The organism is Micromonospora sp. I033 (genome assembly GCF_053890995.1).
The window spans coordinates 1-14,387 of the sequence record NZ_JBSSLX010000156.1; the positions used below are offsets into that span (position 1 = coordinate 1).

13 protein-coding genes and 1 pseudogene are annotated in these 14,387 nt (G+C 73.8%); 9 read left to right on the forward strand and 5 right to left on the reverse strand.

The features are described from left to right. Positions 1-1,728, reverse strand: a 1,728-nt coding sequence (locus ACW0Q9_RS22210) for a family 20 glycosylhydrolase (RefSeq protein ID WP_456184312.1), incomplete at its 3' end; no start/stop codon positions are given. A gap of 363 nt (positions 1,729-2,091) precedes the next feature. Here ACW0Q9_RS22210 and ppdK point away from each other — a divergent pair. From ppdK to ACW0Q9_RS22230, 4 genes are all read left to right on the forward strand, one after another. Beyond that, positions 2,092-4,800 (forward strand): pyruvate, phosphate dikinase, encoded by a 2,709-nt coding sequence (ppdK, locus tag ACW0Q9_RS22215; protein WP_456184289.1) that lies wholly within the window; start codon positions 2,092-2,094, stop codon positions 4,798-4,800. Positions 4,801-4,926: 126 nt separating this feature from the next. Then, positions 4,927-5,277, forward strand: a complete 351-nt coding sequence (locus ACW0Q9_RS22220) for a VOC family protein (RefSeq protein ID WP_456184291.1) — start codon at positions 4,927-4,929, stop codon at positions 5,275-5,277. Between the two features lie 3 nt (positions 5,278-5,280). After that, positions 5,281-6,525, forward strand: coding sequence for a deoxyguanosinetriphosphate triphosphohydrolase (locus ACW0Q9_RS22225; protein ID WP_456184293.1), 1,245 nt, complete (start codon positions 5,281-5,283; stop codon positions 6,523-6,525). Between the two features lie 72 nt (positions 6,526-6,597). Continuing rightward, positions 6,598-7,437, forward strand: coding sequence for a siderophore-interacting protein (locus ACW0Q9_RS22230; protein ID WP_456184295.1), 840 nt, complete (start codon positions 6,598-6,600; stop codon positions 7,435-7,437). 12 nt (positions 7,438-7,449) lie between these two features. Here ACW0Q9_RS22230 and ACW0Q9_RS22235 read toward each other — a convergent pair whose 3' ends face one another. Further along, on the reverse strand, positions 7,450-8,106 hold the full coding sequence (locus ACW0Q9_RS22235) for a hypothetical protein (protein ID WP_456184297.1): 657 nt from the start codon (positions 8,104-8,106) through the stop codon (positions 7,450-7,452). An 83-nt stretch (positions 8,107-8,189) separates the two neighbouring features. Between ACW0Q9_RS22235 and ACW0Q9_RS22240 the strand changes: the two genes are divergently transcribed. The 5 genes from ACW0Q9_RS22240 to ACW0Q9_RS22260 all read left to right on the forward strand — a co-directional run bounded on the left by ACW0Q9_RS22240 (position 8,190) and on the right by ACW0Q9_RS22260 (position 12,772). After that, positions 8,190-9,164 carry an ABC transporter ATP-binding protein gene (locus ACW0Q9_RS22240; protein WP_456184299.1) on the forward strand — a complete coding sequence of 325 codons (975 nt, stop codon included), beginning with the start codon at positions 8,190-8,192 and terminating at the stop codon, positions 9,162-9,164. Then, complete coding sequence (locus tag ACW0Q9_RS22245; protein WP_456184301.1) at positions 9,161-10,012, forward strand: ABC transporter permease; 852 nt, start codon at positions 9,161-9,163, stop codon at positions 10,010-10,012. Before ACW0Q9_RS22240 ends, ACW0Q9_RS22245 begins: the two co-directional genes overlap by 4 nt. Before the next feature lie 10 nt (positions 10,013-10,022). Then, a complete protein-coding gene (locus ACW0Q9_RS22250; protein ID WP_456184303.1) occupies positions 10,023-10,274 on the forward strand; it encodes a helix-turn-helix transcriptional regulator in 252 nt (83 codons plus the stop codon). A 69-nt stretch (positions 10,275-10,343) separates the two neighbouring features. After that, complete coding sequence (dnaG, locus tag ACW0Q9_RS22255; RefSeq protein WP_456184305.1) at positions 10,344-12,236, forward strand: DNA primase; 1,893 nt, start codon at positions 10,344-10,346, stop codon at positions 12,234-12,236. Next, the gene (locus tag ACW0Q9_RS22260) at positions 12,236-12,772 is read left to right on the forward strand and encodes a hypothetical protein (RefSeq protein ID WP_456184307.1); all 537 of its coding nucleotides are present in this window, start codon (positions 12,236-12,238) and stop codon (positions 12,770-12,772) included. The genes dnaG and ACW0Q9_RS22260 overlap by 1 nt, the downstream gene beginning before the upstream one ends. Positions 12,773-12,776: 4 nt before the next feature. Here ACW0Q9_RS22260 and ACW0Q9_RS22265 read toward each other — a convergent pair whose 3' ends face one another. From ACW0Q9_RS22265 to ACW0Q9_RS22275, 3 genes and pseudogenes are all read right to left on the reverse strand, one after another. After that, a complete protein-coding gene (locus tag ACW0Q9_RS22265) occupies positions 12,777-13,745 on the reverse strand; it encodes a TAXI family TRAP transporter solute-binding subunit (protein WP_456184309.1) in 969 nt (322 codons plus the stop codon). Then, positions 13,742-14,134, reverse strand: coding sequence for a roadblock/LC7 domain-containing protein (locus ACW0Q9_RS22270; protein WP_148428814.1), 393 nt, complete (start codon positions 14,132-14,134; stop codon positions 13,742-13,744). Before ACW0Q9_RS22270 ends, ACW0Q9_RS22265 begins: the two co-directional genes overlap by 4 nt. Continuing rightward, positions 14,131-14,387 (reverse strand): annotated as a pseudogene (locus ACW0Q9_RS22275) (ATP-binding protein); the annotation flags it as partial. The gene ACW0Q9_RS22270 and the pseudogene ACW0Q9_RS22275, both read right to left, overlap by 4 nt.

A 14,387-nucleotide genomic window follows, 5' to 3' on the forward strand; every position in this document is an offset into this window, starting at 1 on the left:
AGAGTTGTATAAGAGACAGGGCCAGGGGACGTCGGGCGAGGGGTGGAAGGTGATGCCGGCGGCCGTCCAGCGCGGGCCGTGGGCGGCGAGCCGCTCGCGGAAGCCGGCCCAGTCGTGCGTCGACCGGGGCGACCAGCCGAGTTCGGCGACGGCGGGCAGGCGGGGGAAGAGCATGAACTCCACCTCGGCGAGGGTGGTGACCGACTCGGTCCAGAGCGGCGCCTCCACGCCCAGCACCGCCTCGGCCGGTACGCCGGTGAGGTGCGTGCCCGGATCCCAGTCGTACGCCCGCTGCACGTCGATGAGGCCGGCCCAGTCGTGCCCGATCGGGGTGTCGGCGGCGTACTTCATGTCCAGGTAGACGCGGTTGCCGGGGGAGAGGATGAGGCGGGCGCCCCGGCGTACCGCCTCGGCGGTCTCGGGGTCGTCGCCGTTGGTGCCCCACCACTGGAGCACCCGCCCGTCGACGTGTCCGGTCGGGGCGAGCTGGTGCCAGCCGACCACGGTCTTGCCGGTCGCCGCGACCAGTGTCTGGGCCCGCTCGACGAAGGCGCGGTAGGTGTCGGCCGGCACCTTGAACGCCTCGTCGCCGCCGAGGTGCAGCCACGGGCCGGGGGTGAGGGCGGCGACCTCGCCGACCACGTCGGCGACGAAGGCGTACGTGCGCTCGTCGGCGGGGTCGACGTAGCTGAAGCCGACCTCGGTGCCGGTGTACGGCGGCGGCGGGACCTTGCCGGGCGCCAGCTCCGGGTAGGCGACCAGGGCCGCGTTGGTGTGCCCCGGCAGGTCGATCTCCGGCACCACGGTGACGTGGCGGCGGGCGGCGTACTCGACGATCCGACGGTAGTCGGCCTGGGTGTAGTAGCCGCCGGGGCCGCCGCCCACCTCGGTGACCCCGCCGACCTCGGCGAGCCGGGGCCAGGAGTCGACGGCGATCCGCCAGCCCTGGTCGTCGGTGAGGTGCAGGTGCAGGTGGTTGAGCTTGTAGCGGGCCAGGTGGTCGACCACCCGCAGCACGTCCTCGACGGGGAAGAAGTGGCGGGCCACGTCGAGCATGGCGCCCCGGTAGGGGAAGCGCGGCCGGTCGACGATCGTGCCGCCGGGCACCGCCCAGCGCTCGGCGACCGGAGCGGCGCTGTCGATCGCGGCGGGCAGGAGCTGACGCAGCGTCTGCGCGCCGTGGAACAGCCCGGCCGGGGTGGCGGCGGTGATCCGCACCCCGGCCCCGGTCACGTCGAGCCGGTAGCCCTCGTCACCAGACCCGGCGGCCACCTCCGCGACACCGACGCCGGCAGCACCGGCCTCCGCGTCGACCGCGCCGTCACCATCGCCCGCGCCGTCAGCGTTGACCGCGCCGACACCGTCGCCCGGGCCGTCAGCGTCGACCGCACCCGCCGTGGCGACGGGATGCGCGTCGGCAAGCGGAGCCGTCGACAGGGTCAGCACGAGCGGGCCGTCGGCGTCGGGCGCGTCGGTGACCGGCAGCGGGAAGCCGGTGGCCGGGCGCAGCCACTCGGCGAGCTGCTCGGCGACGTCCCGACCGGCCGGAACGACCCGGATCGCGGCGTCCGCGGGCAGCGTGAAGTCCGCCGCCGGGTCGGGGAGCACCCGCTCCGGGGCGGGCACCACGTCGCCGAGGCTGACCGGCGCGGGCGGGGCGAGCAGGTCCCCGGCCCGCCGGGCGGCGGTGCGGGCCAGCTCGGCGGCGGTCGGCTGGCTGCCGGGCAGGCGGTCGAGCGGCTCGGGACCGCTCTCGGTGGGTGCGGCGGGGGTGGTCGGCACGGCGACGGCTCCGGGGTGTATTTGCGCGGGATATGGCAATGGTCAGGTTCAGCAAAACCAGTGCCGTCAAGAGTACGAGGGGAATCGGAATTGCGTGATAGTGCGCGTGGAAGCGTTCCCAAAAACCGGTACGGACGCGGATAGTGGTGACCGTTGTGCCGATTGTCACCGAACGGTCCCAGGCCACTCGAAGTTCGCTTAACCTTCGCCCACCGATCGCTGACGACGCCGGGATTACCGGTGGTCGCTCCCGGGGTATGTCCGAACTGAACCTTCGTTAAGTGTCAATGGCGCGCGTGGGAGGCTCTGGTGGCAGCGCAAGAGACGGTCGAGCACAAGTACGTCTACGACTTCGCCGAGGGCAACAAGGACCTCAAGGACCTGCTCGGCGGCAAGGGGGCCAACCTGGCCGAGATGACCAATCTCGGCCTGCCGGTCCCGCCCGGCTTCACCATCACCACCGAGGCCTGCAAGGCGTACCTGGCGACCGGCCGGGAGCCGGACGGGCTGGCCGACCAGATCGAGGCCCACCTGGAGGCCCTGGAGCGGGAGATGGGCCGCAAGCTCGGCGACCCGCAGGACCCGCTGCTGGTCTCGGTCCGCTCCGGCGCCAAGTTCTCGATGCCCGGCATGATGGAGACCGTCCTCAACGTCGGCCTCAACGACCGCAGCGTGGTGGGGCTGAGCGCGCAGGCCGGCGGCAACGACCGGTTCGCCTGGGACTCCTACCGGCGGCTGATCCAGATGTTCGGCAAGACCGTCTGCGAGGTGCCGGGCGAGGAGTTCGAGCACGCGCTCGACGAGGCCAAGCGCGCGAAGGGCACCGACCTCGACCTCGACCTGGACGCCGACGACCTGCGCGGGCTGGTCGACGCGTACAAGAAGATCTTCGCCAAGCACACCGGGCGCGAGTTCCCGCAGGAGCCGCGCGAGCAGCTCGACCTGGCCATCCGGGCGGTCTTCGAGTCGTGGAACGCCGAGCGCGCGGTGGTCTACCGCCGCCAGGAGCGCATCCCGGCCGACCTGGGCACCGCGGTCAACGTGGTGGCCATGGTCTTCGGCAACCTCGGCTCCGACTCCGGCACCGGCGTGGCGTTCACCCGCGACCCCGCCAGCGGCGCGCAGGGCATCTACGGCGACTACCTGGCCAACGCCCAGGGTGAGGACGTGGTGGCCGGCATCCGCAACACCGTGCCGTTGCAGGAGCTGGAGCGGATCGACAAGAAGTCCTACGACGAGCTGCTGGACTACATGGCCCGGCTCGAGGAGCACTACAAGGATCTCTGCGACATCGAGTTCACCATCGAGCGCGGCAAGCTCTGGATGCTCCAGACCCGGGTCGGCAAGCGCACCGCCGCCGCCGCGTTCGTGATCGCCGGCCAGCTCGTCGACGAGGGCCTGATCGACCTGGACGAGGCGCTGCACCGGGTCAACGGCGCGCAGCTCGCCCAGCTGATGTTCCCGCGCTTCCAGCTCGACCACGAGTTCCAGCCGGTGGCCAAGGGCATCGGCGCCTCGCCCGGCGCCGCCTCCGGCAAGGTGGTCTTCACCTCCGCGCGGGCCGTCGAGCTGGCCGCCGAGGGGGAGTCGGTGATCCTGGTCCGCCGCGAGACCAACCCCGACGACCTCAACGGCATGATCGCCGCCAAGGGCATCCTCACCTCGCGTGGCGGCAAGACCAGCCACGCCGCCGTGGTGGCCCGCGGCATGGGCAAGACCTGTGTTTCCGGCGCCGACGAGCTGGACGTCAACGTGCCGGCGAAGAAGTTCACCGTCGCGGGGCAGACCGTCAACGAGGGCGACATCGTCTCCATCGACGGCACCACCGGCAAGGTCTACCTCGGCGAGGTGCCGGTCATGCCGTCCGAGGTGGTGCAGTACTTCGAGGGCGAGCTGGACCCGGAGCAGACCGACGACGCCCTGGTCAGGGCCGTACACCGGATCATGACGCACGCCGACGGGACGCGGCGGCTGCGGGTCCGGACGAACGCCGACACCGGCGCCGACGCGGCCCGGGCGCGGCGGTTCGGTGCCGAGGGCATCGGCCTGTGCCGCACCGAGCACATGTTCCTCGGCGACCGCCGGGAGCTGGTGGAGCGGCTGATCCTTGCCGGCACCGACGAGGAGCGGGAGTCCGCGCTCGCCGCGCTGCTGCCGCTCCAGCGGGAGGACTTCATCGAGATCTTCCGCGAGATGGACGGCCTGCCGGTCACCGTGCGGCTGATCGACCCGCCGCTGCACGAGTTCCTGCCGCCGCTGGAGCAGCTCGCGGTCAACGTGGCGGTCGCCCAGGAGCGCGGCGAGGACGTGGCCAAGGAGGAGGCGCTGCTCGCCGCCGTCCGGCGGATGCACGAGGAGAACCCGATGCTGGGCCTGCGCGGCGTCCGGCTCGGCCTGGTCATCCCGGGTCTGTTCGCGATGCAGGTCCGCGCGATCGCCGAGGCCGCCGTCGAGGTCACCCGGTCCGGCGGAACGGCCTGTCCGGAGATCATGGTCCCGCTGGTCGGCGCGGTCCAGGAGCTGGAGACGGTACGCGCCGAGGCCGAGAGGATCATCGCCGACGTGGTCGGGAACAGCGGCGTCGAGGTGCTGATCGGCACCATGATCGAGGTGCCCCGGGCGGCGCTGACCGCCGGCCAGATCGCCGAGGCGGCGCAGTTCTTCTCCTTCGGCACCAACGACCTCACCCAGATGGGCTGGGGCTTCTCCCGGGACGACGTCGAGGGCGCGTTCTTCTGGCGCTACCTGGAGCTGGGCATCTTCGGCATCTCGCCGTTCGAGTCGATCGACCGGGAGGGTGTCGGCCGGCTGGTCCGGATCGCCGCCGAGGAGGGCCGGGCGGCCCGGCCGGGGCTGAAGCTCGGGGTCTGCGGCGAGCACGGCGGCGACCCCGACTCGGTGCACTTCTTCCACGAGGTCGGCCTCGACTACGTCTCCTGCTCACCGTTCCGGGTGCCGGTCGCGCGGCTGGAGGCCGGCCGCGCGGCGATCACCACCACCGGTTCCGACTCCCGCTGACGGCGTGACGCATCCGGGGCCGCCGACGCTCAGGTCGGTGGCCCCGCTTGCGTCCGGGCGCGCCATTCCGGCCCGCCGGGCGTAACCTGGGCTCCCGCGTACGTGTCGATCAGGAAGGGTGGCCGCATGACCAGCGTCTGGGAGAACCTGACGGTCGACGCCCAGGACCCGTCCCGGCTCGCCCACTGGTGGGCGGAGGCGCTCGGCTACCAGGTGATCAGCGACAAGCCGGACGAGGTGGAGATCCGCCGCGCGCCGGACGCGCTGCCCGGCATCGTCTTCGTCCCGGTCACCGCGCCCAAGGAGGGCAAGAACCGGCTGCACATCGACCTGCGCCCGGCCGACCTGGAGGCGGAGGTGGAGCGCCTGGTCGACATGGGCGCCCGGCACGTCGACATCGGGCAGGGCGAGGTGGAGTGGACCGTCCTGTCCGACCCGGAGGGCAACGAGTTCTGCGTTCTGCGGCCGCGGGGATGACGGTTGACCGCCGGTCCCGGGGCTGACGACGCGGCGCGCCTGGTCACCGAGGCACCCAAGGACACCGGGTACGGGCGGTCGCCGTACGAGCGGGACCGGGCCCGGGTGCTGCACTCGGCCGCGTTCCGCCGGCTCGCCGCGAAGACCCAGGTGCACACCGCCGGCACCGACGACTTCCTGCGCACCCGGTTGACCCATTCCCTGGAGGTGGCGCAGATCGCCCGGGAGATGGGCGCCCGGCTCGGCTGCGACCCGGACGTGGTGGACACCGCCGGGCTGGCGCACGACCTCGGCCACCCGCCCTTCGGGCACAACGGTGAGGACGCCCTGGACGCGCTCGCCGCCGGCTGCGGCGGCTTCGAGGGCAACGCCCAGACGCTGCGGGTGCTCACCCGGCTGGAGGCCAAGGTGCTCGCGCCGGACGGCCGTTCCGCCGGGCTGAACCTGACCCGGGCCGCGCTCGACGCGGTCGGCAAGTACCCCTGGGAGCGCCGGCCCGGCCGGCGCAAGTTCGGGGTGTACGCCGACGACCGCCCGGTCTTCGCCTGGCTGCGCGAGGGTACCCCGCCCGGCGACCGGCGCTGCCTGGAGGCGCAGGTGATGGACTGGGCCGACGACGTGGCCTACTCGGTGCACGACGTCGAGGACGGCATCCACGGCGGCTACGTCAGCCTGCGCCCGCTGCTCGTGGACGCCGACGAGCGGCGGGCGCTCTGCGCCGACGTGGCGGCCGCGTACTCCGGTGAGGCCCCGGAGGACCTGGGCGAGGTGCTGGCCGAGCTGCTCGCCGAGCCGGTGCTCGCCCCGCTCGCCGCGTACGACGGCAGCCACCGGGCCCTCGCGGCGCTGAAGACCACCACCAGCGTGCTCACCGGCCGTTTCGTGTCGACGGTGGTGGCCGCCACCGAGGAGCGCCACGGCCCCGGCCCGCACCGCCGCTACGCCGCCGACCTCGTGGTGCCGCGCCGGATCCGGGCCCAGTGCGCGCTGCTCAAGGGCATCGCCCTGCGCTACGTCATGCGCCGCCCCGGCGCCGGCCCCCGGTACGCGCAGCAGCAGGAGATCCTCGCCGAGCTGGTCGCCGCCCTGCTGGACCGGGCCCCGGACGCGCTCGACCCGGTCTTCGCGCCGCTGTGGCGGGCCGCCCCGGACGACGCCGCCCGGCTGCGCGTGGTGGTCGACCAGGTGGCCTCGCTCACCGACCCGGCGGCCCTGGCCTGGCACGGGCGCCTGGTGGCGGGCCGCTGACCAGCCGTGACGGAAGTCCGCAGTCGGACACCCCGGTGGGGGAGATCAGCAACTTAGGCTAGCCTAAGAAGCATGACGGAGCAGCGCCCCAGGAAGCTCACCGCCGCCACGGTCGTCCGGACCGGGCGGCCCACCCCGCACCTGATCCGCCTCGTGCTCGGCGGTGCGGAGCTGACCGGCCTGCCGGTGGGCGCCTACACCGACCACTACGTGAAGTTCGTCTTCCCGCCGGCCGGTGTGCGCTACCCGCACCCGACGGACCTGGCCACGATCAAGCGCGAGTTCCCGGCGGAGCAGTGGCCGCGGCTGCGCGCGTACACGGTGCGGGCCTGGGACGCGGCGGCCGGCGAGCTGACCGTGGACGTCGTGCACCACGGCGACGAGGGGCTGGCCGGGCCGTGGGCCGCTGGGCTGCGCCCCGGCGACCGGGTGCTGTTCGCCGGCCCCGGCGGCGCGTACGCCCCGGACCCGGCGGCCGACTGGCACCTGCTGGCCGGCGACGAGAGCGCGCTGCCGGCGATCGCCGCCGCCCTGGAGCGGCTGCCCGCCGGCGCGCCCGCCAAGGTGTACGTCGAGGTGGGCGGCCCCGCCGACGAGCTGCCGCTGGCCAGCGCGGGCGCGGTCGAGCTGCGCTGGCTGCACCGCGCCGGCCGCCCGGTGGGCGAGCCGCTGGTCGAGGCGCTCCGCGCGCTGGACTTCCCGCCCGGCCGGGTGCACGCGTTCGTGCACGGCGAGGCCAGCGCGGTCAAGGAGCTGCGCCGGCTGCTGCGCATCGAGCGCGGGGTGCCCCGGGGCGACCTGTCGATCTCGGGCTACTGGCGGCGCGGCATGGACGACGAGGGCTGGCGTTCCACCAAGGCGGCCTGGAACGCCCAGGTCGAGGCCGAGGAGTCGGCCGTCATCGCCGCCTGACCCTCCGCGTGATCAGGACGGCCCGGTGCCGGGCGGTGGGGTGAGGGAGCGGTCCGTGAGGACCGTGCCGACCGTGGCGGCGGAGGCCGCGATCCGGTGGCGGATCGCCCGCAGGTGCAGCGCGATCGCGGCGGGCACGAGCAGCGCCGCGACGGTGGCCGCGAGCCAGGGCGGGGCGACCGCCAGGACGGCGAGCGCGGCGGCCAGGCCGACCAGCGCGCTGTTCATCAGCGCGATCATGCCGGCCTGGCTGACCAGGTCGCGGAACCAGTGCCGGCGGAACGGCTCGGGCGCGAACGGGCCCGCGTCGTCCAGCGTCGGCATGACCAGGTAGGGCGCCAGGTCGGGTGCCCGGCGGGCCAGGTAGGTGCGCAGCACGGTGGCGGCGACGGCGTACCGGCGGCCCCGGTCGTTCAGCTCGACCTGCCGGGCGAAGACCGACACGCCGAGCAGCAGGACCAGCAGGCCCAGCCCGGCCAGCACGGCGGGCGCCACCCGGCCGCCCGGCGGGCCGGCGCTGATCAGCCCGGCCGACACGGCGGTCGCCCCGGAGGCCACCGCCAGGAAGAAGGTGAACCGGGCTGCGGACTGGTCGTGCACGGCCCGGCTCAGTTCGCGCAGGTGCTCGTACTCGGCGAGCGCGACGGTCAGTTCGGTGTCCTCGGTCATCGGGTCCCACCGTATCCAAGATCCGCAATGGGTGGTGAAGCGGGTGTACCTCGGGTTGTAGTAGAGGTGCTACATTTCGCGGTATGACTGCGGTCGAACTCCCGGGGGCCGCCGCGGCCCCCCATCCACCCGACCAGGACCTGGTCCTCGACGTCCGCGACCTGCGCATGCGGTACGGCACCGTCGACGTGCTGCACGGGGTCGACCTCACCGCCCGGCGCGGCGAGGTGCTCGCCCTGCTCGGTCCCAACGGCGCCGGCAAGACCACCACCATCGAGATCCTGGAGGGCTTCCGGCTGCGCTCGGCCGGGTCGGTCCGGGTGCTCGGCGTCGACCCCGGCCGGGGCGACGAGCGCTGGCGCGCCCGGGTGGGCGTGGTGCTCCAGTCGTGGCGCGACCACGGCAAGTGGCGGGTCCGGGATCTGCTGGCCCACCTCGGCGACTTCTACGCGCCGTACGCCACCGACCGGATCTCCCGGCCCTGGCCCACGGACGAACTGCTGGACACGGTCGGCCTGACCCCGCACGCCGGCAAGCGGGTGCACCAGCTCTCCGGCGGGCAGCGCCGCCGGCTCGACGTGGCGGTCGGCATCGTCGGCCGCCCGGAGCTGCTCTTCCTGGACGAGCCGACGGTCGGCTTCGACCCGGCCGCCCGGCGGGAGTTCCACGAGCTGGTGCACCGCCTGGCCGACCTGGACGAGACCACCATCCTGCTCACCACGCACGACCTGGACGAGGCGGAGAAACTGGCCGACCGGATCCTCATCCTGGCCGGTGGCCGGATCATCGCCGACGGGTCGCCCGACGAGCTGGCCCGCCGGGTGGCCGGCGACGCGGAGATCCGCTGGACCCGCGACGGCGAGCGCTACGTGCACGCCACGCCCGACGCCACCGGCTTCCTGCGCGACCTGCTCCGCGAGCACGGCGACCGGGTGCAGGAGCTGGAGGTCCGCCGGGCCAGCCTGGAGGACGCCTACATCACGCTGGTCCACGAGGAGGAGTCCGGGCTGCGGGCCGGCCGGGCCGCCCGGGTCTGGCAGCAGGGGAGCGAGCGATGAACCCGACCGCGACGGCCGTTCGGGCCGGTTTCCGGCGCGGCATGATCGAGCTGCGCAACACCTTCACCAACGCACAGGACCTCTGGAACTACTTCTTCCCGACCGCGGTCCTGCTGGTCGCCATGTTCTTCATGCGCGGCTCCACGGTGCCCGGCACCGACTTCTCCCTCGGCGCCCGGGCGCTGCCCAGCACGATCGGCATGGGTCTGATCTTCGGCGGGCTGCTCGGCCTGTCCCAGCAGCTGATCGTCGACCGGGAGGACGGCACCCTGCTGCGCGCCAAGGCGACGCCGAACGGGATGCTCGGCTACCTGATCGGCAAGATCGTGCTGATCTCGGCGGTGTCGCTGATCGGCGTGGTGCTGCAGCTCACGCCGGGGCTGTTCTTCCTGGACGGGATCCGGCTCGGCGACCCCGCCGCCTGGCTCACCCTGGCCTGGGTGGTGCCGCTCGGGCTCGTGGCGACGCTCCCGTTGGGCGCCGTGATCGGCTCGCTGATCGAGAATCCCCGGAACATGGGCCTCGTGGTGCTGCCGATCTTCGGCCTCATCGCGCTCTCCGGCATCTTCTACCCGATCAACGGCCTGCCCGGCTGGCTCCAGGGCGTCGCCCAGGTCTTCCCGGTCTACTGGCTAGGGTTGGGCATGCGCTCGGCGCTGCTCCCCGCCGACCTGGCAACCGTCGAGCTGGGCGGATCCTGGCGGCACCTGGAGACCTTCGGCGTGCTCAGCGGGTGGGCGACGCTCGGGCTGGTGCTGGCCCCGGTGGTGCTGCGGCGGATGGCCCGGCGCGAGTCCGGCTCGCGGGTGGCGGCCCGCCGGGAGCGGGCCATGCAGCGGGTCGGATGAGAGGGCGCCGATGAGCGAGACCGTGCACAACCGGATCGCCGTGCTGCGTGCCGAACGGGGGATCTCCCGGCGGCAGCTCGCCGACGCGCTGGGCGTGCACTACCAGACGGTCGGCTACCTGGAACGGGGCGAGTTCCGGCCCAGCCTGCACCTGGCGCTGCGGATCGCCGCCTACTTCCAGGTGCCGGTCGAGGTGGTCTTCTCCATCGAGCCGTTCCCCCGGATCGGCGACGCCGCCGCCGGAGCCGGTCGCTCGGCGTGACCGGGGGCGGGCGGCGTCCGCCACACGCCCGTCCCCCCGACCGCCGGATCGTCGGTCCGGCAGGGCAGGATGTACGCCGAGGAGGTGGCGGAGATGGCGGGGCGGATCCGGGACGAGGACATCGCGCTGGTCCGCGAGCGCACCTCCATCGCCGAGGTCATCTCCGACACGGTGACGCTCAAGTCGGCCGGCGGCGGCAACCTCAAGGGCCTCTGCCCGTTCCACGACGAGAAGAGCCCCTCGTTCAACGTCTCGCCGGCCCGCAACGTCTGGTACTGCTTCGGCTGCGGAGCCGGCGGTGACGCGATCAAGTTCCTGATGGACGCCGAGCACCTGAGCTTCGTCGAGTCCGTCGAGCGGCTCGCCGCCCGCGCCGGCATCCAGCTGCGCTACGTCGAGGACGACCGCTCGGCCCCGCGTCCCCGCCCCCAGCAGGGGCAGCGGCAGCGCCTGGTGGCCGCGCACGCCGCCGCCGTCGAGTTCTACCGCGCCCAGCTCACCACGGCCGGCGCCCGGCGGGCCCGGGAATTCCTTGCCGAGCGCGGCTTCGACCGGGCCGCCGCCGAGCGCTACGGCTGCGGCTTCGCCCCCGACGCCTGGGACCTGCTCACCAAGCACCTGCGCCAGCAGGGCTTCACCCACGACGAGCTGGTCACGGCGGGGCTGTCCCGCCCGTCCCGTTCGGGCAGCCTGATCGACCGGTTCCGGCGCCGGCTGCTCTGGCCGATCCGCGACCTCACCGGCGACACGATCGGCTTCGGGGCCCGCAAGCTCTTCGACGACGACGACGGCCCGAAATACCTGAACACCCCCGAGACGCCGATCTACAAGAAGTCGCACGTCCTCTACGGCATCGACCAGGCCAAGCGGGAGATCGCCAAGCAGGGCAAGGTGGTGGTGGTCGAGGGCTACACCGACGTGATGGCCTGCCACCTGGCCGGCGTGCCCACCGCGGTGGCGACCTGCGGCACCGCGTTCGGCGCCGACCACATCGGGGTGCTGCGCCGGCTGCTGATGGACACCGACGCCGTGGCCGGCGAGATCATCTTCACCTTCGACGGGGACGCCGCCGGCCAGAAGGCCGCCCTGCGCGCCTTCGAGGACGACCAGCGTTTCGTCGGGCGTACCTTCATCGCGGTCAGCCCCGACAACATGGACCCGTGCGAGCTGCGCCTGGCCAAGGGCGACCTGGCCGTGCGCGACCTGGTCGCCCGCCGCGAGCCGCTTGTCGACTTCGCGCTCCGCCACGTGATCAACCGCTACGACCTGGACACCGTCGACGGCCGGGTGGAGGCGATGCGCCGGGCCGCCCCGCTGGTCGCCAAGATCAAGGACCGGGAGAAGCGCCCGGAGTACGTCCGCAAGCTCGCCGGCGACCTCGGCATGGAGATCGAGCCGGTGCAGCGGGCCGTGCTGGCCGCCGCCCACGGGCAGCCCGCCGGGGAGGCGACCGCGCCGGCCCGCCCCGCCCCGGCCGCACCCACGGTGGACAGTCCGCAGTCGATGGTCGAGCGGGAGGCGCTGAAGCTCGCCCTCCAGGAGCCGGTGCTGGCCGGCCCGATGTTCGACGCGGTGGAGGCGGCCGAATACCGGCACCCCGTGCACGTCGCGGTCCGCGCGGCCGTCGCGGCGGCCGGCGGGGCGGCGACCGCGGCCGGCGGCGCGGTGTGGATCGAGCAGGTGCGCGACGCCTGCGACGACCTGGCCGGCCAGGCGCTCGTCGGCGAGCTGGCCGTGGAGCCGCTGCGCATCGACGGCGAGCCCGACCCCCGGTACGTCTCGATCACCATGGCCCGCCTCCAGTGGGGTTCGGTGACCGGGCGGATCAAGGACCTCAAGTCGAAAATCCAGCGGATCAACCCGGTGAGCAACAAGGACGAGTACTTCGCCCTCTTCGGGGAACTGCTCTCGCTGGAGCAGCACGCGCGGGCACTGCGCGAGCAGGCCGCCGGAGGGCTGTGATGGGACTGTTCAACCGCAAGCCGAAGCTGCCGCCCGCCGACCGGCCGCCGCTGCACGCCGACGAGCGAGTGCTGGCCTGGGCCGCCGTCGGCAACGGCGAGGGCGACGGCGTGGTGGTGGCCAGCAACCTCGGGCTGTGGCTGCCCGGCCGGGGTGAGCGGATCGGCTGGCACGACGTCCTCAAGGCGGTCTGGTCCGGCCGCGAGCTCACCGTCACCCCCGCCGACCGGGTCGCCGAACGGGACGGCTACCTGGTGGTCGCCGACTGCCCGGCCGAGACCTACCTGCTGCTCGACCCGGGTGACCTGCCGCACCAGGTGCGGGCCCGGGTCACCCGCTCGGTCGCGTACACCGCGCACCACCCGGTGCCCGGCGGCGCCGGCCGGATCGCCGCCCGCCGGGTGCCCGGCGTGGACGGGCTGACCTGGACGGTGCGCTACGACCCGGGCACGCCCACCGACGACGAGGCGGTGGCCGCCGAGACCGACCGGCTGGTCGCCGCCGCCCGGGCCGCCACCGCTCCCGCGAACCTCTGAGCCGTCAGCCGTCGCGATACCAGCGCACCGCGCCCGGGTGCAGCGGGATCGGCTCGGTGACGGCGGCGCTCTGCCGGGTGAAGTTCGCCGCCTCCGGGTGCACCTTGATCAGCTCACCCTGCCAGGTGAAGAGCACCCGGGTCAGGTCGTACGCGAGCTGGTCCGGCATGTCCGCCGCCACCAGGATCACGTTCGCCACCGTGATGGTCGGCGTGGCCGCCGGGGTGCCGTAGACCTCCCCGGGCAGCGTGGCCGTGGTGTAGACCGAGCCGTAGCGGGCGGCCAGCGGCTCGATCAGCTCGGTGAGCGGGAGCAGCCGGAACGTGCCGGGCGCGCTGGAGAGCAGGTCCTTGACGCCGGGGGTGGGCAGGCCGCCGGAGAAGAACATCCCGTCCAGGCTGCCCGCCCGCATCCGCTTCACGGTCTCCGGCAGCGACAGGGTGAGCCGCTGGATGTCCCGGTCCGGGTCGATCCCACCGGCGGTGAGCAGCCGGCCGGCGATGATGTCCGTGCCGGACTTCGGCGAACCGGTGGAGATCCGCTTGCCGCGCAGGTCGGCGAAGCTGCCGATCTTGCCGTCGGCCCGGACGATCACGTGGGTGTAGTTGCTGTAGACGCGGGCCAGCGCCCGTACCGGCTGCGGTTGGCCGTCGAACGCGCCCCGGCCGCTGACCGCGTCCGCGGCCGTGTCGGCCAGGCTGAAGGCGATCTCCATGTCGCCGCCGGCCAGCCGGGTGATGTTCTCCACCGAGGCCCCGGTCGGCTCGGCCCGCGCCTCGTAGCCGGGCAGGTGCCGGCTGATCAGGTCGGCGTAGCCGCCGCCGAGCTGGTAGTAGACGCCGGTGGTGTTGCCGGTGGCCAGGAAGATCCGCCCGTCGTGCCAGGCCCGCGGCCCGGAGTCGGCCCCGCCGCAGCCGGCCGTCAGGGCGGCCAGCAGGAGCGCGGCGGCCAGCCGCAGGGGACGGCCGGTCACCGCCGGGCCGCCGGTTCCAGCGCCTCCGCCACCCGCTGGACCAGGGTCGCCGTCTCGTAGCCGATCTGGCCCAGGTCGCAGCCGGGCGCGGCGAGCACCCCGAGCAGCGCCCGCTCGCCGACCGCCATCACCAGCATCACCCCGCCGTCCATGTCGACGATCTGCTGGCGTACCCGGCCGGCGGACATGAGCCGGGCCGCGCCCACGGTCAGGCTGGCCAGCCCGCTGATCACCGCGGCGAGCTGGTCGACCTGGTCGGGCGCGAGGTCGGGGGACGCGGCCAGCCGCAGGCCGTCCTCGGACACCGCGAGGGCGTGCGACACGTCCGGCACCTGCTCGGCGAAGTTCGCGAGCAGCCAGTCGAGCCCGGCGGTCACGGGTGAGGTCATGGATTTCTCCCGGTGGGTGTGGTGTTCGGGGCACGGCGCATCGCGCTGGCCACCCCCTCGGCGAGGGCGGACAGGCGGGCGCGTACCACCTCGGGGTCGAGCAGGTCCTCCGCGGGCCGGGGCGGCGGGGCGGTGCTGGGCAGCGATGCGGGAAGCTGCCCGCCCCGGGTCCGGCGCGGCAGCGCGGCGGCGGTGGTCAACGAGGGCGCCGGGGAACCCGCCGGCCGGATCCGCGCGGTGCTCGGCGCCAGCA

Bases quoted from the DNA above. Each gene is read 5' to 3' on its own strand.
- ACW0Q9_RS22240 (WP_456184299.1), top strand. From the start codon at position 8,190: ATGACTGCGGTCGAACTCCCGGGGGCCGCCGCGGCCCCCCATCCACCC.
- ACW0Q9_RS22220 (WP_456184291.1), top strand. From the start codon at position 4,927: ATGACCAGCGTCTGGGAGAACCTGACGGTCGACGCCCAGGACCCGTCC.
- dnaG (WP_456184305.1), top strand. From the start codon at position 10,344: ATGTACGCCGAGGAGGTGGCGGAGATGGCGGGGCGGATCCGGGACGAG.
- ACW0Q9_RS22250 (WP_456184303.1), top strand. From the start codon at position 10,023: ATGAGCGAGACCGTGCACAACCGGATCGCCGTGCTGCGTGCCGAACGG.
- ACW0Q9_RS22270 (WP_148428814.1), bottom strand. From the start codon at position 14,134: ATGACCTCACCCGTGACCGCCGGGCTCGACTGGCTGCTCGCGAACTTC.
- ACW0Q9_RS22235 (WP_456184297.1), bottom strand. From the start codon at position 8,106: ATGACCGAGGACACCGAACTGACCGTCGCGCTCGCCGAGTACGAGCAC.
- ACW0Q9_RS22260 (WP_456184307.1), top strand. From the start codon at position 12,236: ATGGGACTGTTCAACCGCAAGCCGAAGCTGCCGCCCGCCGACCGGCCG.
- ACW0Q9_RS22245 (WP_456184301.1), top strand. From the start codon at position 9,161: ATGAACCCGACCGCGACGGCCGTTCGGGCCGGTTTCCGGCGCGGCATG.
- ACW0Q9_RS22230 (WP_456184295.1), top strand. From the start codon at position 6,598: ATGACGGAGCAGCGCCCCAGGAAGCTCACCGCCGCCACGGTCGTCCGG.